This is a genomic window from candidate division WOR-3 bacterium, assembly GCA_039803925.1.
Lineage (GTDB): Bacteria > Hydrothermota > Hydrothermia > Hydrothermales > JAJRUZ01 > JBCNVI01.
This window is the reverse complement of record JBDRZL010000020.1, coordinates 1-21,694: the sequence shown is the minus strand read 5'-3', so window position 1 is coordinate 21,694 and position 21,694 is coordinate 1. Positions and strand designations below refer to the sequence as shown.

Annotated in this window: 18 protein-coding genes; 16 read left to right on the top strand and 2 right to left on the bottom strand. The window is 29.7% G+C overall.

Going from position 1 to position 21,694, the window contains the following annotated elements:
• The first annotated feature begins 36 nt into the window (after positions 1–36).
• Positions 37–450 (top strand): secondary thiamine-phosphate synthase enzyme YjbQ, encoded by a 414-nt coding sequence (locus tag ABIN17_08005; protein MEO0284992.1) that lies wholly within the window; start codon positions 37–39, stop codon positions 448–450.
• Between the two features lie 331 nt (positions 451–781).
• Here ABIN17_08005 and ABIN17_08000 read toward each other — a convergent pair whose 3' ends face one another.
• Positions 782–3,262 carry an SBBP repeat-containing protein gene (locus ABIN17_08000; protein MEO0284991.1) on the bottom strand — a complete coding sequence of 827 codons (2,481 nt, stop codon included), beginning with the start codon at positions 3,260–3,262 and terminating at the stop codon, positions 782–784.
• Between the two features lie 97 nt (positions 3,263–3,359).
• A complete protein-coding gene (locus tag ABIN17_07995; protein ID MEO0284990.1) occupies positions 3,360–4,664 on the bottom strand; it encodes a nucleotide sugar dehydrogenase in 1,305 nt (434 codons plus the stop codon).
• A gap of 87 nt (positions 4,665–4,751) precedes the next feature.
• On the opposite strand from ABIN17_07995, the gene ABIN17_07990 reads away from it, so the two are divergent.
• From ABIN17_07990 to ABIN17_07920, 15 genes are all read left to right on the top strand, one after another.
• Complete coding sequence (locus ABIN17_07990) at positions 4,752–5,909, top strand: extracellular solute-binding protein (protein MEO0284989.1); 1,158 nt, start codon at positions 4,752–4,754, stop codon at positions 5,907–5,909.
• Complete coding sequence (locus ABIN17_07985) at positions 5,906–6,880, top strand: hypothetical protein (GenBank protein MEO0284988.1); 975 nt, start codon at positions 5,906–5,908, stop codon at positions 6,878–6,880. The genes ABIN17_07990 and ABIN17_07985 overlap by 4 nt, the downstream gene beginning before the upstream one ends.
• Positions 6,877–7,587, top strand: a complete 711-nt coding sequence (locus ABIN17_07980) for a hypothetical protein (protein MEO0284987.1) — start codon at positions 6,877–6,879, stop codon at positions 7,585–7,587. Before ABIN17_07985 ends, ABIN17_07980 begins: the two co-directional genes overlap by 4 nt.
• Positions 7,584–8,912 carry a hypothetical protein gene (locus tag ABIN17_07975; protein MEO0284986.1) on the top strand — a complete coding sequence of 443 codons (1,329 nt, stop codon included), beginning with the start codon at positions 7,584–7,586 and terminating at the stop codon, positions 8,910–8,912. The genes ABIN17_07980 and ABIN17_07975 overlap by 4 nt, the downstream gene beginning before the upstream one ends.
• Complete coding sequence (locus tag ABIN17_07970) at positions 8,903–11,977, top strand: T9SS type A sorting domain-containing protein (GenBank protein ID MEO0284985.1); 3,075 nt, start codon at positions 8,903–8,905, stop codon at positions 11,975–11,977. Before ABIN17_07975 ends, ABIN17_07970 begins: the two co-directional genes overlap by 10 nt.
• On the top strand, positions 11,974–13,713 hold the full coding sequence (locus ABIN17_07965; protein ID MEO0284984.1) for a glycogen-binding domain-containing protein: 1,740 nt from the start codon (positions 11,974–11,976) through the stop codon (positions 13,711–13,713). Before ABIN17_07970 ends, ABIN17_07965 begins: the two co-directional genes overlap by 4 nt.
• Before the next feature lie 78 nt (positions 13,714–13,791).
• Entirely contained in the window at positions 13,792–14,928 is a 1,137-nt protein-coding gene (locus tag ABIN17_07960; protein ID MEO0284983.1) for a hypothetical protein, read from the top strand.
• A 24-nt stretch (positions 14,929–14,952) separates the two neighbouring features.
• Positions 14,953–16,035 (top strand): M42 family metallopeptidase, encoded by a 1,083-nt coding sequence (locus ABIN17_07955; GenBank protein MEO0284982.1) that lies wholly within the window; start codon positions 14,953–14,955, stop codon positions 16,033–16,035.
• On the top strand, positions 16,032–16,778 hold the full coding sequence (dapB, locus tag ABIN17_07950) for a 4-hydroxy-tetrahydrodipicolinate reductase (GenBank protein MEO0284981.1): 747 nt from the start codon (positions 16,032–16,034) through the stop codon (positions 16,776–16,778). Before ABIN17_07955 ends, dapB begins: the two co-directional genes overlap by 4 nt.
• Positions 16,779–16,792: 14 nt before the next feature.
• Positions 16,793–17,041 carry a hypothetical protein gene (locus tag ABIN17_07945; GenBank protein ID MEO0284980.1) on the top strand — a complete coding sequence of 83 codons (249 nt, stop codon included), beginning with the start codon at positions 16,793–16,795 and terminating at the stop codon, positions 17,039–17,041.
• Between the two features lie 6 nt (positions 17,042–17,047).
• Positions 17,048–17,776, top strand: a complete 729-nt coding sequence (gene rph / locus ABIN17_07940; protein ID MEO0284979.1) for a ribonuclease PH — start codon at positions 17,048–17,050, stop codon at positions 17,774–17,776.
• Positions 17,757–18,752, top strand: a complete 996-nt coding sequence (locus ABIN17_07935) for an RluA family pseudouridine synthase (protein MEO0284978.1) — start codon at positions 17,757–17,759, stop codon at positions 18,750–18,752. The genes rph and ABIN17_07935 overlap by 20 nt, the downstream gene beginning before the upstream one ends.
• Positions 18,753–18,780: 28 nt before the next feature.
• Entirely contained in the window at positions 18,781–21,075 is a 2,295-nt protein-coding gene (locus ABIN17_07930) for a hypothetical protein (GenBank protein ID MEO0284977.1), read from the top strand.
• A complete protein-coding gene (locus tag ABIN17_07925) occupies positions 21,068–21,340 on the top strand; it encodes a hypothetical protein (protein MEO0284976.1) in 273 nt (90 codons plus the stop codon). The genes ABIN17_07930 and ABIN17_07925 overlap by 8 nt, the downstream gene beginning before the upstream one ends.
• 126 nt (positions 21,341–21,466) lie before the next feature.
• On the top strand, positions 21,467–21,694 hold a 228-nt coding region (locus ABIN17_07920; protein ID MEO0284975.1), incomplete at its 3' end, for a hypothetical protein.

Below are 21,694 nucleotides of genomic sequence, written 5' to 3'. Positions count from 1 at the left end.
GTTTTAAAATCAAATTTAAAAATATAATTTCAATTGATGAAATCCTATACAGAGTATATATGGTTTAATACAAAGAAGAAAAAAGAACTTGTTCATATTACTGATAAAATAGAGGAAATTGTAAAAAAAAGCGGAATCAAAGAGGGATTTTGTCTTATATCAGCAATGCATGTTACGGCTTCTGTATTTGTTAATGATTATGAATCAGGGATAATGGAGGATATAATAGATTGGCTTGAGAAATTGGCTCCCTATAAAAAAGATTATAAACATCACTTAACAGGTGAAGATAATGCTGATGCTCATTTAAAATCTCTCTTAATGCATCACCAAGTTATAGTTCCCGTTACAGATGGAAAACTTGATTTAGGTCCATGGCAGAGAATTTTTTATGCTGAATTTGATGGGCAGAGAAGAAAAAGAGTTGTTGTAAAAATCTTAGGAGAATAGGCTTAATCTGACTCTTAAAATTTAATTAGAACCCTGTAAATACCTGTATAACTATGTGATTTTTCAAGGAATATACTAAAAAAATTTTATCAAATTGAAAGAAGATTTTATAAAATTATTCATATTTTTATTGGGATTGTTGCTGCTTTTGCAGGGATTGTAGCTTTTACAATAGGATTTGCAATATGGGATAGAAAAACAGCACCCAAGACTTATTTGTAAATAAATAAAGAAAAATCCTGAACTTGCCGAAATAATTAAAAATTTTGGACTATAAAAGTTGCTATTTTTAATGAAAAACAAACTCTTACATAAAATTTTCTATTATCTTTTATTCAACATTTAAAACCTTTATAGTTTCCGTATATTTTCCCATCTTAACCTTTATAAAATAGGTGTTCTTATTAATTCCAGATAAGTTTATTTCAAGCCTCTGCATCCCTTTCTCAAAATACCCATAATCTCTCTTTTCAATTAATGAACCATTTATGTTATAGAAATCTAATTCTATTTCAGAGGGATTTTTTATATCAAAAACTAAAACAAGGGATTTTGAGTTCCTTAATACATAAAGATTATTTTTTTCCTTAAAAGAATTTAAATTTTCCTTAACTGAAATACTGCTTTCAAATTTTAAAATAAATGCATCACCATTTCCTGCATATACTACCTGATAATAAGTATTTCCACCCGGATAAAATGTTGGAAAATCATTTGAAGAAGTAATTCCTGTTACAAAAATATTACCACTTACATCTGTTGCAATTGAGACCCCCCACTCACCATCACTTCCTCCATAATAAGTAGCCCATTTTCTTACACCTGAATTGTTAAATTCTAAAATAAATGCCTCACAAGCTCCGACATATCCCTGATAATAAGCATAACCACCCGGATTATATGTAGGAAAATCAATTGAACAAGTTATTCCTGTTAAGAAAACATTACCACTTGCATCTGTTGTAATTGATGTGCCCTCATCATTATCATTTCCTCCATAATAAGTAGCCCATAGCCTTACTCCTGAATTATCAAATTTTAAAATGAATGGATCATCTCCTCCTGCGTTTGTTTGATAATAAGCACCTCCACCTGGGTCCTGTGTAGGAAAATTAGTTGATTCAGTCCTTCCTGTTAAGAAAACATTACCACTTACATCTGTTGTAATTGAATAGCCACCTTCTCTATAATTTCCTCCATAATAAGTAGCCCATTTCCTTACACCTGAATTGTCAAATTTTAAAATGAATACATCACTATATCCAGCCTTTGTTCCCTGATAATATGCACCTCCACCTGGGTCCTGTAGAGGAAAATTAGCTGAACGAGTTCCTCCTGTTAAAAAAACATTACCGCTTGCATCCGTTGTAATTGATATGCCAACATCTGCAGAATCTCCACCATAATAAGTAGCCCATTTTCTAACACCAAAATTATCAAATTTTAAAATGAAGGCATCAGCCCATTCTCCACCATATGTTCCCTGATAATAAGCATTTCCACCCGGATCATAAGTGGGAAAATTAGTTGAAGAAGTCTCTCCGGTTAAAAAAACATTGGCATCTGCATCTGTTGTAATTGAATAACCACTTTCATACGAACTTCCTCCATAATAAGTTGCCCATTCTCTTTCCCCGGAAATGTCAAATTTTAAAATGAATATATCACTACCTCCTGCAATTGTTCCCTGATAATAAGCATTTCCACCTGGATTATATGTTGGAAAATCAGTTGACCTTGTGCGTCCAGTTACAAAAATATTAGCATTTGGATCTGTTGTAATTGAAAAGCTAAACTCGTAATCACTTCCACCATAATAAGTAGCCCAGATTCTTACTCCGGAATTGTTGAATTTTAATATGAATGCATCATCATATCCTGCTATTGTTCCTTGATAATAAGTATTTCCACCTGGATTATATGTTGGAAAATCAGCTGAATGAGTTACTCCTGTTAGAACAACATTACCACCTACATCCGTTGCAATTGACCAGCCTTCATCCCAATCACTTCCTCCATAATAAGTAGCCCATAAAAGTGCAAGTGGTGGATCTATTATTAAAGTATTTTCCCTTGAATAATTTGCAGTAAAGGTAATATAACCTTCCTTAAAATCATAAAGAACTTTTGCCTCTTTTGAAGCTTGATACGCAAGAATTTCACCATCCTCTATTTGAGAAATAGGAGTTTTAAGTATAAGTTTCTTACCATCTTTAATCTCAACATCTGCATACTTTATATCCATCCTTATCCTTGATATATCAGCAAAGGGCTTTAACTCAAACTGATGATGAACTTTACCATCCTCATATCTCCATACCCAATCAATACCTGGATAAATTTCCCTTATCCTCACCTTTCTATAAGTTATAACTCCAAGAACTCCATCTGGACATGATGGAAGATAATAGTTTGTATATCCAGGTAAAGGGTCTTCAAAATCTATATTCTCCTCTTTTATATTTGCATCTATAAGGTCAACATCAATCCTTGCATAGGAAACTTCACTTTTGTTTTCCTCTGGATGAAGTAATCTATTCCTTTTATCAAAATTTTTCTTTCCTATATATGAGTATATAACATAAGATACTCCTTTCCTTGTTATGAAAATACCAAAGTTTGGAAGTTTTGCCCTTATAAGAACATCCTTTACAGGTTTTCCTTCAAAATCTTTTACCTGTCCGAAATTCTTTTCAAATCCAATATAATCATTTATCCAAGATTTAACATTTTGAGAAGACAACTGGTTTGGATTTATTCCTTCAAGGGCATATGCCCAGGTTATTGAGATGAAGAAAATTAATTTATCCATTTTTATTTTAAGAGTTTTAAAGGATTTGAACCTTGCTATTGTTATATATCTATTTGTAGAATCTGTCAAGTGATTTAAGTCACATTTTTTAATTAGCCTAATTACCTCCTCCAAGTTTATAAATTTTCTTATTTTTTATTCTATAGACCCCTCTTGTATCAAATATCAATTTTGAATTTTCAAGTATCTCCTCATAAGGGAAAATAGAATGGTTAGTTAAAATAATTACTAAATCATATTTCTTTAAAATATTCTTTTTATAATTTAAACTTTTTTTATTAAATTCTTTTATCTCAGGGACATAAGGGTCAATATAATCAACTTTCTTTACCATATCCTTTAAAATAGAAATAATTTTTATAGCGGGCGAATTTCTTACATCAGATATATCCCTTTTAAAAGCAACACCAAAGATAAGCACCTTTGATTCTGATGGAAGTATTTTCTCCCTGTTTAAAATTTTTAAAATTCTATCCACTACATAATAGGGCATATCATCATTAACCTTTGCGGCAAGGGTTATAAAATCAATCTCCATATCATATTCCTTTGCTTTAAAGGATAAATAATAAGGGTCAACAGGAATACAATGACCACCAACACCAGGACCTGGATAAAAGGGCATAAAACCAAAAGGCTTTGTCTTTGCTGCTTCTATCACCTCCCATACATCAATCCCCATTCTGTCACATAAAATAGCCATCTGATTTGAAAGGGCTATATTAACATTCCTGAACATGTTTTCATAAATTTTTGCCATCTCAGCAACTTTTGGTGAAGAAACAGGAAATACCATAGGGACTATTTCCTTATAAATCTCATTTATAACCTTTAAACAATTTTTTGTAACACCGCTTGTTACAACAGGAATTTTATCAATTGTAAATTCTTTATCACCAGGATTTACCCTTTCAGGAACATAACCTAAATAAAAATCCCTTCCTACTTTAAAATTATCTTCTTCAAAAATAGGCAATAAAATTTTTTCAGTGGTTTCAGGAAAAGTAGTTGATTTAAGAACTATAATATCTCCCTTTTTTATATTTCTCTTAACAGAATTTGCTGCATTTAAAACAAAAGAAAGATCAGGGACCCTTTCCTTTGTAACAGGAGTTGGAACACATATAAAAATTGCATCCATTTCCTTTATTATTCTTTCATCATAACTCACATTAAACTCACTGCTATTAATTTTTTCCTTTAAAAATTCTTCATTTATATCCTCAATTCCGAATATACCCTTTTTAAAATTTTTAATTTTTACTTCAGATATATCAAATCCTAAAACTTTAAAACCTTTTTTTAAAAAAAGTTCAGCAAGAGGGAGTCCCACATAACCAAGTCCTATTATACCAATTTTTAAATCCCTTTTTTTAATTTTTTTTATAATTTCAGAAATCATGCTTTTATTATAAAAAATAAATTATCTTATAATAAAAAAATGAAAAAAAATTTAACATTAATTTTTTTATTCACATTTTTCTTTTTAATGTGTAAAAGGGTTGAAAGAAAAGAATTATCAATATGGGTATCCTATAACGATGAAGAATTTAAAGTCTTCAATGAAATAGTTAAAGAATTTGAAGAAAAAGAAAATATTAAAATTTTAGTCCAGAGAGTTCCCTTTGAAGGAATGTTTGAAAAAATATTAACATCAGTTATAAGTGGACAGAATCCGGATATTGCAAGACTTGATATAGCACAGGTCTATTTACTTGCCAAAAAAGGAATTCTATTTCCCCTTGATACCTCTTATTTTAAAGATATTTTAAAGGATATTTATGAAGCTCCCCTAAAATCTTCTTATTATGAGGGTAAACTTTACGGAATCCCTGACCAAGTAACATGCATATTACTTTTCTATAACAAAAAATTATTTAAAGAAAAAGGACTTGATACTTTAAAACCTCCTTCTAACTGGGAAGAATTTTTAATTTATGCAAAAAAATTAACTGATGAAAAAAAAGAAATTTTTGGTTTTGGAATGAGAAATACTTTATGGTGGGATTTACCTTTCTTTTATACCTTTGGCTCAGAAGTTTTTGATGAAAAGGGAAATCCGCAATTTTTAGATGAAAAATTTAAAAAAGCTCTCGTTTTTAAAAGAGATTTATATCTTAAATACAAAATAGAAGGTGGGGCATTTCTTGAAGGTGCTATAAATCCTGATATGGGATTTATAAATGAAAAATATGCTATGATTTTTTCAGGTCCATGGAAAATAAAAGATTTACAAAAAATTAAATTCCCCTTTGGAATCTCTCTTATTCCAGAAGGTGAAGCAGGCTCATTTACTTCACTTGGGGGAACACAGATGGTGATATTTAAAAATACAAAAAATAGTGAAAAAGCAATGAAATTTTTAAAATACATAATATCATCTGAAGTGCAGGCAAAATGGGCAAATACCTTAGGGCAGATTCCAGTAAATAAAAAAGCTATTGATTACATTAATTTTGAAAAAAATAAATTTATGAAAATACTAATAGAGGCAATTGAAAAAACAAAACCAAGACCCCAGATTGCTGAATACCCTGAAGTAGAAAGAATATATATTCAGGAAGTTTCTCTTTTTTTAAAAGGAGAAAGGGATATTGAAGAAACAATAAAAAATTTACAGGAGAGAATCTTAAAAGTAATTAAATGATTTTTTTAATTTTTTTAATAAACATTACATACAAAACAATAAAAGTTGATGGAGATTTAAAAGATTTTTCTGAGGACGAAAAGGTTCTTTCTGATAGATATGGAGACAGCTTCTGGGGAATTCAAAATGAAATTACTGATTTTTTTCTAACATGGGATAAAAATAATCTATATATTGGTGCAGAGTATATTGTAAAAAACAATGCCCTTTTAATAATTTTTGACACAGGACAAAAGGGTGTCTCTGACCTTGATATTTTAAACTGGTATCCAAGAAATTTAAAATTATATGGAATTGAAGCAAATTACATACTTGCTCTCTGGGATGCTGATTTATCAAAGGGTGGATTCCGTAAAATAAGCCCCTCTGGTTCAACCTCAGACCTTTCAAGTTATACTGAAATTTATAATAGAGGGAAATCGGGTGAAAAAAGCTATATTGAGGCAAAAATTCCCTTTTCCTTAATTTTTGAAAATGGCTTTAATACAGGTTCAAATTTGAAAATTTTCTTATGCATAGCAGGAGGAGACCATTCAGGTTCTGGTGATATATCACCTGATAACATTGATGTGGATGGTATACCTCCTGAATATGTAAGAAAATTTTTAAAAGTAAACCTGGATAAAAATCTTGATAAAAAACCTGATTCAAATATTTTCCCTATTCAGAACTCTGAAATCGTAGAATCTCCTTTTGAAAAACTTGAATTAAAAGAATTTAAAATTGATAAAAACCTTACTTTTATAAATGAAAGTGTTAATTTGACTTTTTCACTTTCCGAAAATTCAAACATAAACATATCCTTAATAACAGAAGATGGAAAACTTTTTAAGAAAATATTTGAAGGAACACTTCTTAAAAACGAAAAAAGGGAAATAAGTTTTAATATTAATAAGCCCGGTATCTATATTCTCTTACTTGAAGTGAAGGGAAAATTGAGAAAAAAAGAGGTAATAAAGGTAGTAGAATGAAAATCTTTTTTTTAATTTTTATTAATCTATTCAATTTTAAACCTTCCTCCTTTTCAAGATTAACAGGTTCTTCTGATTTAAACTTTTTTTCCTCCTCTTCCCTTTACCCCTCCCTCTTACCCTTTTTTAATAAAAATTTTTTATTTTATTTAGATTATAGAAAACCATACGAAATAATTGAATGGAATGAAATTAATACTTCTTTTAGCTTTAAAAGATTTTTATTTTTAAGCATATTTCAAAAGAGTTTAAAAAATTATTCAGAAACTGAAATTTTAACAGGTTTTTCTAAAAAAATTAAAAATTTAGGTTTTTCAATATCAGGAAATTATCTTTTACTTAACTCAATTCTAAAAAGAAAAGAAAAAATTGATTTCGACTTATCTAATTCATTTATTTTCAGAAATCTTATTTTTTCCCTTAGTTTTAAACACATTTTAAATTCCTTTGATTCAAAAAATTATTATATTTCACTTAATTATTCACCAGTTGAAAGATTTTATATTTTTGTTTCAAGAGAAAAGGAATTTAAAAAAATTGGACTTTCTCTTTTATTAAGACCAATTGCTATTTTCCTTTCCTTTTCTGAAAACTTTGTAAATTTAGGTTTTGGACTTATTTTTGATGACAAAAATTTTATCTTTTCCTTTGAGGATAACTCTTATCTTGGAATTTCCTTAGGAACATCCTTAGAATTTAAAAGATGATTTTTTTATTTTTTATTTCATTTTATTCTTTAAATTTTTATTTTGAAAATGAATGTTCTATTTCAAGAGAATCAAAACCTGTAAACTGGGAAATGTCTTTTTATAGAAATCATTTTGAACTTAAATATTTTTATTCAAGAGAATTTTTAAATACCTATACCTCTTATATGCTTGAAAATACTTACCAAGGAAGTAAGCTCCTTTATTTACAGGGACATGTAGAAGTTTATAATCCTTTCAATTTAATATTTTTTGCAAGGGAAGATAGACACTTCTTTGAAAGTCCCCTTTTATTTGTTATTTCACCTGAAAGAATAAGAGATGATGATTTTGGAGCAAAGTCAGAGGGAATGCGATTAAATTTAAAAGCTTTTTCTTTTTCAGAAATCAATTACCTTTTTTCAAAATCAAAAAGAACCGAAAATGCTGATTATAACATTTTTTCTTTAAAATTCAAAAAATTTTTTGATACTCAACTTTTATACGGGCATAAAAAGAATTATTATGAAAATAGAAAAGAAAAGATTTATGAAGGATTCATAAGGTTTCCTTTATTACAGGGATTTTTAACTTTTGAATATTCTGACATTTTAAAGGGAAAAGCCTTTTCTTCAGAAATTTCAAATATTTATTTAGGACCTTTTAGATTTGTATTATCTTACTACCATATTGATGACAGTTTCAGAACAAATTTTTCAAACAGATTTTCATACTGGGGAAAAGAATGGGATAGAAAAGGATTTAGGGGAGAAATAAATTTTTTCTTTCCTTACAAATCTATAACATTAACTGAAAGATTTGATTCCTATAAAACAAGATATTTATTTGGAACATATTACGAAAAACCTTTTAAATATACTTTTTCTCAAACAGAAATTTTTGTGGAATTTATAAATGGATACTCCTTTAAAAGTTTTTATGAAATTATAAGTGAAAAAAGAGCAAAATGGAAACACATATTTTTTGAAATTAAAAAAGAGGAAAAAAACTACCTTTTAAAAATTCAATACAAAATGAAAGACATAGGAATAAAAGATAATCCATATTCAATTGGGGAAAGAAATCTTATAGGTCTTGAAGGAAAAATTAATCTTCCCCTTAATTTTTATTTTTATTTCAGAGGTGCTATTGCTAATAGGGATTTTGCTACCTGGGAAAGTGCCTTTTTACAGATGGGTTATACAATATCAGGAAAGGAATTTTATGTTGAATATGGTGAAGGATATGTAACAGATTTTGACCTTATAAATGATAATGATTTTGCTGATTCCCAGTATCAGAAGATATATGATATAATAAGAATAAAAGTAAAAATATGGTTTTGATAATTCTTTTTTTATTCGGTGGAACTGCAAAAATTGCCTTCCTCCATCATGGAAATCAGCATTTTGGTGATAATGGAAAATATGCTCTGGTACCAGGAAGAGAAGGTTATAATGGAAATTCATACCACAGAATACTTGATACTCATTTTTATTATAATGTTCCAGTTGATATTCATATTTCAGGGACTTTAACAAGTTCCTATGCGTGGTTTTTAAATGATAACGGACTTTTAGAAAGACTTAAAAGCCACCTTGTTGATATTGTGGGAAGTGTTTATGGTCAAAATATTTTACCTTATGCAGCGAAGGAAATAAATGAATACGGGTTTTTAATAAAAAAAATTCAGGATGATTCTATAATAAAAGGTGAAGGTTGGCCCTTTCATCCTACTGTGATATGGATTCCTGAAAGGGTTTTTAAGAGTAAAAATTTAATGCCCTACTCCCTTGTTGCACTTATTGATTCCCTTTATGGAAAAACTGATTCTTATGGAAATCATATTCCCCCTTGCATTTTGGTTGATGACAATGTTCATGAATGGTATCCTCATAATTTCCCAGATGGCTCACCATGTTATAATAGTCACAAGGTTCATCAGATGATAGAAAATAATCACAGAATATTTGTAATATTCATTCAGAAACATGCAAGGGATTTTTGGGTATGGAATTATATTCCTGAGACATGGTTATATAATCATCTTCAGGATTTAGCCAATTCCTGGGATCAGGAGCAAATTTGTGTTTATGGAGATGACTGGGAAAAAGCAGCAGGTGTTGCAGGTTGGGATTTCGGTTATCCTGGTGCTCCTTCAAATTCCTATGATGCAAATATTCAATGGGCTAAAAATACATCATGGATACAGCCAATACATGTAGCCGAAGCTGCAAAATGGTGGGGTGTTGATAGAATTTATGATTCTGATCCTTACAATGATCCTCCAACAATTTATATAAATTATTCAGCATATCAAGAATTACATAGTTGGACTGGTGGAAATTATGATAACTGGTATTATGATTTTAAAAATACAAAGGCTTATGGAACTGGTACAAATGCACCTGATTTAAATTTAAATGGAATAAACGGAGATTATGAGGACCTATGGCTTTTTTCCTGGAACAATTTAAAAAATTCTCCTGATAATAAATTAAAATTACTTGGTTTTCTCACTTTAAATTCCCTTTTATATGAAACAGCATGGCATACTGGACCAGGTGGAGAACTTATCTATTGGGGAAAAAATTTATGGAATCATACAGGTAAGGCAAATATTTTTTCTTATGCCTCAAACTGGCTTACATCACCTAAATTTGTTTTTCGCGATTCCCTTGATATTGATGGTGATGGATTTATGGAATTCGTCATTGGAACCGATTACTTCCTATCGGTTTTTGAAAAAAGAGGCGGAAAAATAATTTTTTTATGTGATTCTTCAGGGACAGTTTATATTGGTAATTTCTTTACAAACTGGGGAGGTGAAGGAGATTTTTCTGATTACAGTCATTCAGGTTTTGGTGAGGATGCATGGCATGAAAATGATTTATATAATATCATGGGATTTTACTCAGATACAGCTTCTGCTTTTATAACCTTTGAAAATCAGGGTATGATTAAAACATACTCTTTTAAAAAGAATCAAAAATTTATAAAACTAAATTACAATTCTCCTTTTATTATCTTTTCAAAATCTGTCTTATCACCTGATTTATATAAAATTATATTTAATTATTACTCTTTAAATTTTGAAAATGATATCTCACCAAATGGATGGATGTATGCTGGATTTAGGAATTTAAAATCAGGCAAGGGAGCATTTATTTTATGGAAATCAGGAGTAGGACTTAAATTTAACTTAATTTCAAAAGTTCCTGCCGGTGAAAAACTGGAAATTGGAGGGATTTCAGGAAACTTCGATATATATTTCTATGCTGGAAGTGGAGTGCCGGATTTACCTTTTCCAGGACCTGGTGACCTTGAAGGTCCTCTTCTTTATAACCTTTCAAGAATTCCTCTTTACAACATTACTGATTCTGATTCAGTTAAAGTAAAAATTTCTGCTCAGGATCCTTCAGGTGTTGATTCAGTTTTTCTTTACTGGACAAATAATAACTGGAACTCAATTTTTAAAACCTTAATGAAACTTGATACTTTAAATATTTATAAAGGAATGATACCTCCTCATCCATCAGGAACAAAAGTTATTTATACAATTTATTCAAGGGATTCTCTTTCAAATATTTCCTGGCTCGGGAAAAACGACAGTTTTATTGTAGGAAAATTAAATTTTTTAATGGATGGAATTTTAGATCCAGGAGTTCCCCTTATTGCTGAAAATCCTGAAATGCATCTTTGGGGAGTTTATGATAAAGATTCAGGAAGACTTTACATAGCAACAGAATCTGCTGGAAATTCTCCTGATAGATTTTCGAATGACCATTTTATTTTCATAAGTTTCAACCCTTATAAAAAACTTGTAAAATCACCTTGGAATAAAACTGACAGTCTTTCATTTTATAACTTTTTCCTTGCTGATGAAAATGATAACGAGTTTGTTTCCTTTTTTGATTCTCTTGAAAACATAATAAATGATACAGTTAATTTTAAATTTTTCTCTTCTAATTCTGATACAGGAATTCTGGAAGGAATTATTTATTTAAGAAATTTATATGGATTTGACCCTGAATCTTTATACCTTGCTGTTGGAACATATAAAACATATGATGGAGGGAGTCTTGAGTGGCAAGTTCCAAGACCAAGAATATTAAATAAAAGAATTGAACCAGAGGAATTTGTTCTTTTAAAAAAATTAAAGATAAAAGAGGAAATTAAAAACAAAAAAATATCATTTTTATTAAAAACAATTAATCCTGATTACCTGACAAATCCCTATAACAAAACATTCAATTTAAAAATTTATGATTTATCAGGAAGAAGAATTTTTGAAAGAAAAATTTTAAAGGGTAAAACATACCTTCCTTTAAAAAGAAATGGCATATTTTTTATAAGAATTGAAGATGAAAATAAAAAAGTTTTAAACTTTAAAATTATTAAAATAAAATGAAATTAATTTTTTTAATAATATTTTTATATCCTGTTAAGTTTAAATTAAAAGAAGGAAAAGCAAATTCTGTTCTACTCGCTGGAGATTTTACAAACTGGGAAAAAAATCCATTAAAAATGGAAAAAAGGGGGGATATATGGGAAGTTACTCTCGACCTTGAACCAGGAAGATATGAATATAAATTTATTGTTGATGGAAACTGGATAAGTGATCCTGAAAATCCTTTAAAAGTTGGTCCTTATGGAAATTCTTTAATTGAAATAACAGATAAGGGAGAAGTTATTATCCCTAAGACAATTTCAAATACTGGATGGAATACTGCTATTAATTTTTCAGGTGATATAAGGTTTCATCTGAATTTAGAAGATACATTAAAAAAATTCAAAACACTTTCTGACTCAAAACTTGATTTAAAAGGTTATCTTCCTTATAACTCTCTTTTATGGGTAAGATTGAGATACCAGAATAAAAATCTTCAGAGTGACGGTTCAATACCTGTATTTTTTGAAAGGGCTGAATTTATTTTAAGGGAAAAAAATTTATCCTTAAGAGGATTTTATAACAAATTTATTCTTTCCTCTCTTGAACCCTTTGACTTAACAGGTAATATAGGAGAATTTCATAAGGATTTTGGAAGAGAGGAGGAGGGTTTTGTTTTGAGTTATAAATCTAAAATTTTAAATTTAAATTTTCTTTATTCCAATGGCTGGAGAGAAGGTAGAGATTTAATTTTTAATAGATTTACCTTTTATAATTTTCTATCAATTAATTACTTTAAAAACAAAGGATTTGATAGAAAATATAGCACCATATCACCAGATTCCCTTTCAGCAAACGGTGAACTTTTACTTTTTAACTCTTACAAGGAAGAAAACTTTATAAGCTCTGATATCAAAAAAAATATTAAAAATTTTGAGTTTAACATTGCCTCAGGAAAAGGAGAAATCTTCTGGAAAGCAGATGAAAAATCTAATGGAGAAAACTTCAAACATTATTTAAAAATATGTAATTTTTCAAGGTTTTACAGTTCTATCAGATATATATCAAATTTTGAAACAGGAATTTTTACAGAGTATGATGTTTTTGATTTAAAAAAATTTTTTGGTAATTACAGGGAAGGTCTTTTATTTTCAGGTCTTTTCTTTAAAGAGAATAATTTCAACTTAATTTTAAAACATTATTATTTTATAGTCGGTAGTGAGAAACCTTTCAGTAATCTTTTTTATTTTCATCGTTTAAATCAGCTTATGTATTTTGAAACCTTTTCTCTTGGTTTTAAAGAACTCTTATCACTTGTTGTTGAATTTAAAACAAAAAAATTACCCTTTTTTATAACTGGAAAATTCTCCTCACCTGGTTTTGGCTATTATCCTTATTCTTCTGAGATAATTTTTAAATGGATTCAGAAAATATTTAAAGATTATGAAATTTTTTGTGATGTTAGATTTATTAACTTTGATGCACCCCATTTAAGAATTAAAAATTCCTTTTTATCTCCCTATTTAGAATTAAGGAAAATTATTTATGAGAGAAGTTATGTATTTTTATCATATGGACTTGACCCCTTTACCCTTGAAGAGGATGAATGGGCAAGGAGGATTTATTTAACAGAAAGGGGAGCAAATATGGAGCTTATAAGTGATTCATATTTAAGGTATGGAAGAAAATCCTTGTTAGCTGAAAGGGATTTAGAGAACTTAATTCTTTTAAAAATTGGAATTGAAATAAGGTTTTAAATTATATTGAATTTTATAAAATTCTTTGAATAAAATTTTAATTTGGGTTCAAGTCCCTTTTAAAATTTGGAAATGGAAATGCCAGTAAAACTTCACTATAACTTTAAAGATGTATTCAGGGCTGCAAGATTTGGACTTTCTGTAAAGAAGATGTGGGTTCAGTTTTTAGGTTTTATAATTGGAGGTTTTTTCTATTCAATATTTTCATACCTTGCCCTTTTACAGAGTGGTTGGAGTTTTAAAGAAATATGGGGAATTTATAAATTATTACCCATCGCTTGCTTTGAACCCCTTTCAGGAACTGGGAATGCTCTCCATCTGATCGGAATGATCCTCTTTTTAATTACTTTTTTTATATTTGGAACAGCGGTTTCAAAGATTCATTTTGAACAATTAAAAGGAGATGAATTTTATGAAATAAGGGAATCTTTAAAATTTTCAATAACAAAAGGTAAGGCATCCTTTTTAACTCCTCTTTTGTTAATAGTTTTAATAGCCTTAATATTATTAACAGGATTTATCTGGGGATTAATTACGAGAATTCCCTTTTTTGGAACTTTAATTTTTATTTTATTTTCCATACCTGCATTTTTTACCTGTTTATTTTTAATTTATATTTTTGTATCTCTTTTAGTTTCTCTTTTTATTTCACCTTCTATAGTGGGAACAACAGGTAATGATACTTTTGATACTCTTTTTGAGATTTTTTCAACAATAAATGAGGAGCCTTGGAGACTTTTCCTTTATGAACTTTTACTTCTTGGAACTATTTTTGTAGCAGGTTCAATATTTACTCTTTTTGTCTCAAAAGCAATTCTTGTAGCAGTAAGTGTGCTTTCAAAAGCCTATCCACTTTTCCCCTTAATTATTCAGAAAGCTAACTCATTATTTCCTGATTACAGATTTTTAGGAAAATTCTATGATTACTTTAATTTAATCGGTGCAAGTGCGCTTTTATTTATACCTTCTGATCCAGGTAACCTTGGTTTATGGGGAAATATATTAGGTTGGTTTCTTGGTTTATTTGGTTATGCTGTTATTTTTATGGTCTTATCTTATTTAACAAGTATGTTTTTTGCGGGAAACAATTTCATATTTATAGCCCTCTATAAGAAAAAAGATGATATTGATCTTTTAAAGGAAGAGGAAGAACCTGAAAGTTATATGCCAGAAATTGAAGAGGAAAAAGTTCAAAAGGAAACTGGAGAATCTTAATAAAAAATAAAGGAGAAAAAAATAATGGAACACACAGAAAAACTATTAAAGGATCTAACAGAAGCTTTTGGTCCTCCTGGAGCTGAGGAGGAAGTAAGGAGTGTAATTTATAACTACATAAAAGATATTGTTGATGAGGTCAAAACTGATAAACTTGGTTCTCTTATAGCTATTAAAAGGGGGAAAAAAGAAAATCCCAGGATAATGTTTATTGCTCATATGGATGAAATAGGGTTAATGGTAAAAGGATTTACCCAGGAAGGATATGTTAAATTTTTGCCCCTTGGTGGTTGGTGGAGTGGAACTTTAATTGACCAGATGGTAACTTTGAAAACAAAAGATGGAAGAAAATTTAAAGGGGTAATAGGTTCAACCCCGCCTCATCTTTTGAGGAAAAGGGAGGAAGCAAAAATTCCTGAGCTTGATGACCTCTGGATTGATTTTGGAGTTGATACTGAATTTAATCCAAAAGAAAAACTTGGTATTGAAATAGGTGATGTCCTTGTTCCCTATTCACAATTTGAAATACTTGGTAATGAAAAAATTTATTCCTCAAAAGCCTTTGATAATAGATATGGGGCAGGGCTTCTTGTAAGAATACTTGAAGAATTAAAGGATAAAGAATTTGAAGGAACAGTTTACGGAGTTTTCTCTGTTCAGGAAGAAGTTGGATTAAGAGGAGCAGGAACCTCTTCCTGGGTAGTAGAACCCGATGTTTGTATTGCCCTTGATGTTTCAATTTCTGATGATACACCTGCTTCAAAAGATAAAAGTGAAGCAAAAATGGGGAATGGTTGCTCAATAGTTGTTCTTGATGCAACAATGATTGCAAACAGAAAATTAACAGAATTTTTAAGGGAAATCGCAAAAAAAGAAAATATCAAACATCATATTGTAGCTGTTCCAATGGGTGGATATGATACGGGAAGAGTTCATCTTTTTAAAGAAGGAGTCCCTTCTGCAATTATAGGAGTTCCAACAAGATATATCCATGGATTTCATTCTTTAATGCACAGGGATGATTTTGATAATGCTCTTAAACTTTCTGTTTCTTTCGTATTAAATCTTAATGCCGAAAAGTTAAAAGAATTCTCAAATTATTTATGAGAATTGGAATTATAGGAGCAAAGGGAAGAATGGGTCAAGCCCTTATTGAAGTTGCAGAAGAGGATAAAATAGAAATAGGAGCACTTATAGAAAAGGAGGGGGTAGAAGGTGAGTGTAAGGGTATAAAATATGAAGATGATTTAAGAAAAGTTTATGATAGAGTTGATGTATTTTTAGAGTTCACGGATCCAGAGGCAACTTTGCAGAATACACTTAAATTAATAGAAAAACCTAAACCTTATGTTGTAGGAACAACATCTCTAAAGGAAATTCATTTTGAAAAATTTAAGGAATTATCTAACAAAGTTCCTGTTTTTTATTCTCCAAACATGTCTTTAGGAATTCATCTTATAGCAGGTTTTTTTAAAAAATTCTCAGAATTTTTAAAGGATTATGAACTTGAAATTATGGAATTACATCATACAGGTAAAAAGGATGCACCCAGTGGAACTGCCCTTTTTTTATTTAACGAATGGAAGGAAAATGTTAATAAGGATTCTTATCCAGTATTTGAAAGAAGAGAAATGAAAAAGAAAAATGAAGTTCTATTAGCAGGTTTCAGAGTGGGAAATATACCGGGTGAGCATACCCTTTTTATTTCAAAGGGCGATGAGGTAATTGAATTAACCCATAAAATATATTCAAGAAAAGTTTTCGCAAGGGGAGCTCTTTTTGTAGCAAAAAAGATTTTAAGTTTCAAAAAAGGATTTTATACTTTTAAAGAGTTACTGGGCGAGTATTAAAAGGAGGTTTTTTTATGCTTTTATGGGTTTTTATTTTATTTATACTTTCACTTTTAAATTTTTTTTATGATGCCCTTTTATGGCTTGGGGCAATAAAACCAATAGACCCGCTGTATATTTCCTTTTTTAACATTCTCTTTTTATTAATTACCCTTGGAATTCTTTATAGAATGTATTACCTTCAAAGAAAGGGGGTGAAGGAAAAACTAATACAGAGAATTAAAGAACTTGAAGAAGAAATTAAAAAACTCAAAGGTGAATGAACAAAATTGAGGGATAAAAATAAAAGAGAGGAAATTCGTAACATTATTTTAAGAAAGGGAGAGGTAAAAGCAGAAGGAAGTGTTTATCTTGAAGCAGGAAACACTAAAATTCTTATAACAGTGAGTATAGAAAATAAAGTTCCTCCCTTTTTAAAAGGAACAGGGGAAGGATGGATAAAAGCATATTATTTTATGCATCCAAGAGCAGTTGAAGAGAGAAAATCTATTGAAATGAGAATAAAGGATAAAAGGGCTATTGAATTATCAAGAATAATATCAAGAGTTTTGAGAGCAGGTGTGGAAAGAAAAAAAATGGGAGAATACACTCTTTTATGTGATATTGAAGTTCTTCAGGCAGATGGAAGCACAAGAGCTCTTGCTGTAACAGGTGCATCCTGTGCTGTATACCAGGCTTTAAACTTTATGAAAAAAAATAAACTTATAGGGGTTTTTCCTGATTTTGAACTTGTATGTGGTATAACCGCTGGAAAAATAGGAGAGGATATATACTTTGATCTTACCTATGAAGAAGATCATAATGCTCAATTTGATTTAAATTTATTTTTTACAGAGTCAGGAAAGATAGTTGAAATTCAGGGGACAAGTGAAGAAAGAGGAATTGAGCCAGATTTTTTGAATTTAATGATTGAAAAAGCAAGGGAAAAATCAAAGGAAATTTTTAAAATCCAGAGAGATTTTATAAAAAAATATCCTTATGCCAGAGAGGATTTTTGAAAGATGGGTAAATATAAAATCAAAGGGTAAAAGACTTGATGTTTATCTTTATCAGAGTGGATGTGGAATATCAAGAGAAAAAATAAAAGAATCAATTGAAGAAGGTCTTGTTGAGGTAAATGGTAAGATAATAAAAAAACCAAGTTACAGAGTAAAAGAGGGAGAACATATTGTTATAAAAATAAAGGAAGAACCAAGAAAAGAAATAATCCCTGAAGAAGTTCCTTTTGAAATTTTATATGAGGATGAGCATCTTGCTGTTATAAATAAGCCAAAGGGAGTTGTTGTTCATCCTGCAAAGGGACATCATTCAGGAACCTTAGTTCATGGATTAATTTTCAAATATGGGGAACTTCCTTCTCCAGAAGAAGATGAGGAGGAGAATATAAGGGCAGGAATAATTCACCGTCTGGATAAGGATACAACAGGATGTATGATTGTGGCAAAAACAAAGGAGGCTCTTTCAAAATTAGGAACAATGATGGAAAGAAGGGAAATAAAAAGGGAATACAGAACACTTGTATGGGGAATAATGCCTCAAAAGATGATGGAAATAGATGCACCTATAGGAAGGGACCCTGTTAATAGATTGAAAAGAAAGGTAACTTTTGAAAATGCAAAACCAGCAATTACAATTTATGAAGTTTTAAAAGAGTATGATAAAATTTGTTCTCTTTTAAAAGTAAACCTTTTAACAGGGAGAACCCATCAAATAAGGGTCCATATGGAATATATAGGTCATCCGGTTGTGGGTGATTCCCTTTATGGTGGAACTGATGGAAGAAAAATTTTAAATTTAATAGGTTCCGATAAAAAGGAAATAGTAAAGGAACTTATCAAAATTTTTGATAGGCAGGCTTTGCACGCTTACAAAATCTCTTTTGTTCATCCTGTATATGATAAAAAGATTGAAGTAATAGCAGATTTTCCAGAAGATTTTAAAAGAGCTTTTGAATTTCTATCAAAATTTGAGTAAATAAATGAAAATTTTTTAAAATTCAGTTATGAAAATTATTCTATTTATATTTTCAATTGTATTTTACCAAAATAATAAGGTAATTTTTGAAGTTTATTTTCCTGAAGCAGAAAGAATAAATCTTACCGGGACTTTCAATAACTGGAACCCCTACTTAAATCCTATGGAAAGAACACAGGAAGGCAATTTTAAAACAGAACTAATTTTAAAACCCGGTTTTTACGCATATAAATTTGTAATAAATGGGAATATATGGAAAGAAGACCCTGACAATAAATGGAAAATTGATGATGGTTTTGGAGGTTTTAATTCTGCCTTTATTTTAACTCCTGATGGAAAAATTATAACAGAAACACAAGCTCTATCATCTCTTGAAGTAATTGAAGAAGGTGTTAAATTCAAATTTTTTGATCCCTCTGCTAAAAAGGTTTCACTTGCTGGAACATTTAATAACTGGGATAAAAATTCGAGTATTATGAGAAAAACTGAAGAAGGATTTTTTGAAATAGTAATTCCCCTACCACCTGGGAAATACCAGTATAAATTTGTAATAGATGATACAAATTGGAAAGAAGACCCTAATAACCCTGCCAAAACTCCCGATGGTTTTGGAGGTTTTAATTCAGTTTTTATTTTAACTCCTGATAGAAAAATAATTATGAAAACAGAAGAAATAGAAAAAGTTCCCAAGGATAGACTAATTTCAGGGGAAATTGAGTATAGAGGTTTTCCATTAATTCTTTTAATTTTGTGGCATCAACATCAGCCAAGGTATCCAAAAGATGAAAAAGGTGATTATCTTTCCCCTTGGGCAAGATTACATGGAACAAAGGATTATTATGATATGGCTAAAATTCTTGAAAATTACCCAAACATTCACCTGACGATAAATTTAACTCCATCACTACTTGAAATGATTTTAGATTTAATGCAGGGAACAATGGATAAAGCAATGAGACTATCTTTAAAACCCGTTAAGGAAACAAGTGAAGAGGAGAAAAATTATATTGTTGAAAGATTTTTTGATGCCAACTGGGAAAAAATTATAAGAACTTTTCCAAGGTATTCTGAATTACTTGATAAAAAGCTGCGGGGTGAAAAATTTTCTGATAAGGATTTAATAGATTTAAAGGCTTATTTTAATTTAGCATGGCTTGACCCTGATTTTAGAGAAAAGGAAGTTACACTTGAAAATGGTGAAAAAATAAGTGTTAGGGATTTAATAGAAAAAGGAAAAAAATTTTCTGAAGAAGATGTAAAGAAAATAATAGAAATTCATAAAAAAATTGTTAATTCTATAATTCCCCTTCATAAAAAATTAATGGAAAAGGGACAAATAGAAGTTTCAACAACTCCCTTTTATCACCCAATATTACCCTTAATTTACGATATAAAACTTGCAATACCGGGATTACCAGGAACTCCTATGCCAGAAACAGATTTCTCCTATCCAGAAGATGCAGAATGGCATATAAAAGAGGCAGTTAAATTTTATGAAAATATTTTTGGGGAAAAACCTTCTGGTATGTGGCCTGGTGAAGGTTCCGTTGCCTATGAACTTATTCCCCTTTTTTCTTCAAATGAAATAAAATGGATTGCAACTGATGAGAAAGTTTTAATGAAATCCTTGAATAAAAACTTTCTGAGTCTTGAAGAAAAATATAGAGTTTACAAGGTTAAAAATAATAAGGATAGTATTTATGTAGTTTTTAGAGATACACATTTATCTGATGCAATAGGATTTGTATATCAGAATATGGATCCTGTGGAAGCAGTTAACAGATTTATCTTAGAACTTGAAAATATTTATAAATACTGGAAGGATAAAGAAAATCCTCCTGTTATAGCGGTTATTCTTGATGGTGAGAATGCATGGGAACATTACCCTCATGATGGAAAAGAGTTTTTGCATAATCTTTACAAATCTTTATCAGAGGCAAAATTTATAAAAACTATGACAATCAGTGAATATATTGAAAAATATAAACCCAAAAATAATCTCAATTATCTTTTCCCTGGTTCCTGGATAGGAGCCAATTTTTCTACATGGATAGGGGAACCTGAAGAAAATAAGGCATGGGAATACCTTTCTTATGTTAGAAAAGATATTGAAAAATATTTGAATGAACTTGATCCTGAAAAAAAAGAAAAGGTTATGAGAATGATATATATAGCAGAGGGTTCGGACTGGTTCTGGTGGTATGGAAAGGATCAGGAAATTCCTGGAAATTTCTTTGATGTTTCTTTTAGGGAAACTTTAAAGGAAATTTACAGGATTCTTGGAAAAGAATATCCAGATTTTCTTGATAAGCCCATTGAATAAAATTTTTAAAAAAATTATTTTAACTCTAATTATTTTTTCAGCCTGTAAGGGAAATGAAAAGGAGTTAAGAAAAGTTAAAGAAGAAGTAGATTTTTTAAAAAATAAAGTAAGCAAAATAGAAATTAAAATAGATTCTATCAAGAAAAATTTTGATGAATATAAAAAAAACATTGAATCAAGAATTTTAATTTTAGAAAAAAATTCAAAAAAAGAAAGGACTGAATTTAGACATCCGTGGGAAAAAAACTGTAACAAATGCCATTAAAAAGAAAAATTCAATATTTTCATGGTATTCTACATTATCTTGACAAAAACTTTTTTTTTAATATAATATAAAAATTATTTCAAAATTAAAATTAAAACAAAATTAAAACAAAAAGGAGGTTATAAAATGAAAAAAATGGTAGCAATGCTCTTAGCGATAACAGGGTTTTATGCTCTTGAAGGTAATCAATCTGGTATTCCGGAAAAAATGGTGAAAAGCTGGACGAATGATTATATAGGATTTGAAAAAAATCTTGGGCAGATTCAGAATTTTGAAGGAGAATTTGCAAAAGAGGTTCTTTTAAGGGCAAAACTTCCTGGACTTGGTATATTCATTACAGAAAAAGGAGCTTCT

Coding starts and splice junctions, on each gene's coding strand:
- ABIN17_08005 (MEO0284992.1), top strand. CDS start 37: ATGAAATCCTATACAGAGTATATATGGTTTAATACAAAGAAGAAAAAA.
- ABIN17_08000 (MEO0284991.1), bottom strand. CDS start 3,262: ATGGATAAATTAATTTTCTTCATCTCAATAACCTGGGCATATGCCCTT.
- ABIN17_07995 (MEO0284990.1), bottom strand. CDS start 4,664: ATGATTTCTGAAATTATAAAAAAAATTAAAAAAAGGGATTTAAAAATT.
- ABIN17_07990 (MEO0284989.1), top strand. CDS start 4,752: ATGTGTAAAAGGGTTGAAAGAAAAGAATTATCAATATGGGTATCCTAT.
- ABIN17_07985 (MEO0284988.1), top strand. CDS start 5,906: ATGATTTTTTTAATTTTTTTAATAAACATTACATACAAAACAATAAAA.
- ABIN17_07980 (MEO0284987.1), top strand. CDS start 6,877: ATGAAAATCTTTTTTTTAATTTTTATTAATCTATTCAATTTTAAACCT.
- ABIN17_07975 (MEO0284986.1), top strand. CDS start 7,584: ATGATTTTTTTATTTTTTATTTCATTTTATTCTTTAAATTTTTATTTT.
- ABIN17_07970 (MEO0284985.1), top strand. CDS start 8,903: ATGGTTTTGATAATTCTTTTTTTATTCGGTGGAACTGCAAAAATTGCC.
- ABIN17_07965 (MEO0284984.1), top strand. CDS start 11,974: ATGAAATTAATTTTTTTAATAATATTTTTATATCCTGTTAAGTTTAAA.
- ABIN17_07960 (MEO0284983.1), top strand. CDS start 13,792: ATGCCAGTAAAACTTCACTATAACTTTAAAGATGTATTCAGGGCTGCA.
- ABIN17_07955 (MEO0284982.1), top strand. CDS start 14,953: ATGGAACACACAGAAAAACTATTAAAGGATCTAACAGAAGCTTTTGGT.
- dapB (MEO0284981.1), top strand. CDS start 16,032: ATGAGAATTGGAATTATAGGAGCAAAGGGAAGAATGGGTCAAGCCCTT.
- ABIN17_07945 (MEO0284980.1), top strand. CDS start 16,793: ATGCTTTTATGGGTTTTTATTTTATTTATACTTTCACTTTTAAATTTT.
- ABIN17_07935 (MEO0284978.1), top strand. CDS start 17,757: ATGCCAGAGAGGATTTTTGAAAGATGGGTAAATATAAAATCAAAGGGT.
- ABIN17_07930 (MEO0284977.1), top strand. CDS start 18,781: ATGAAAATTATTCTATTTATATTTTCAATTGTATTTTACCAAAATAAT.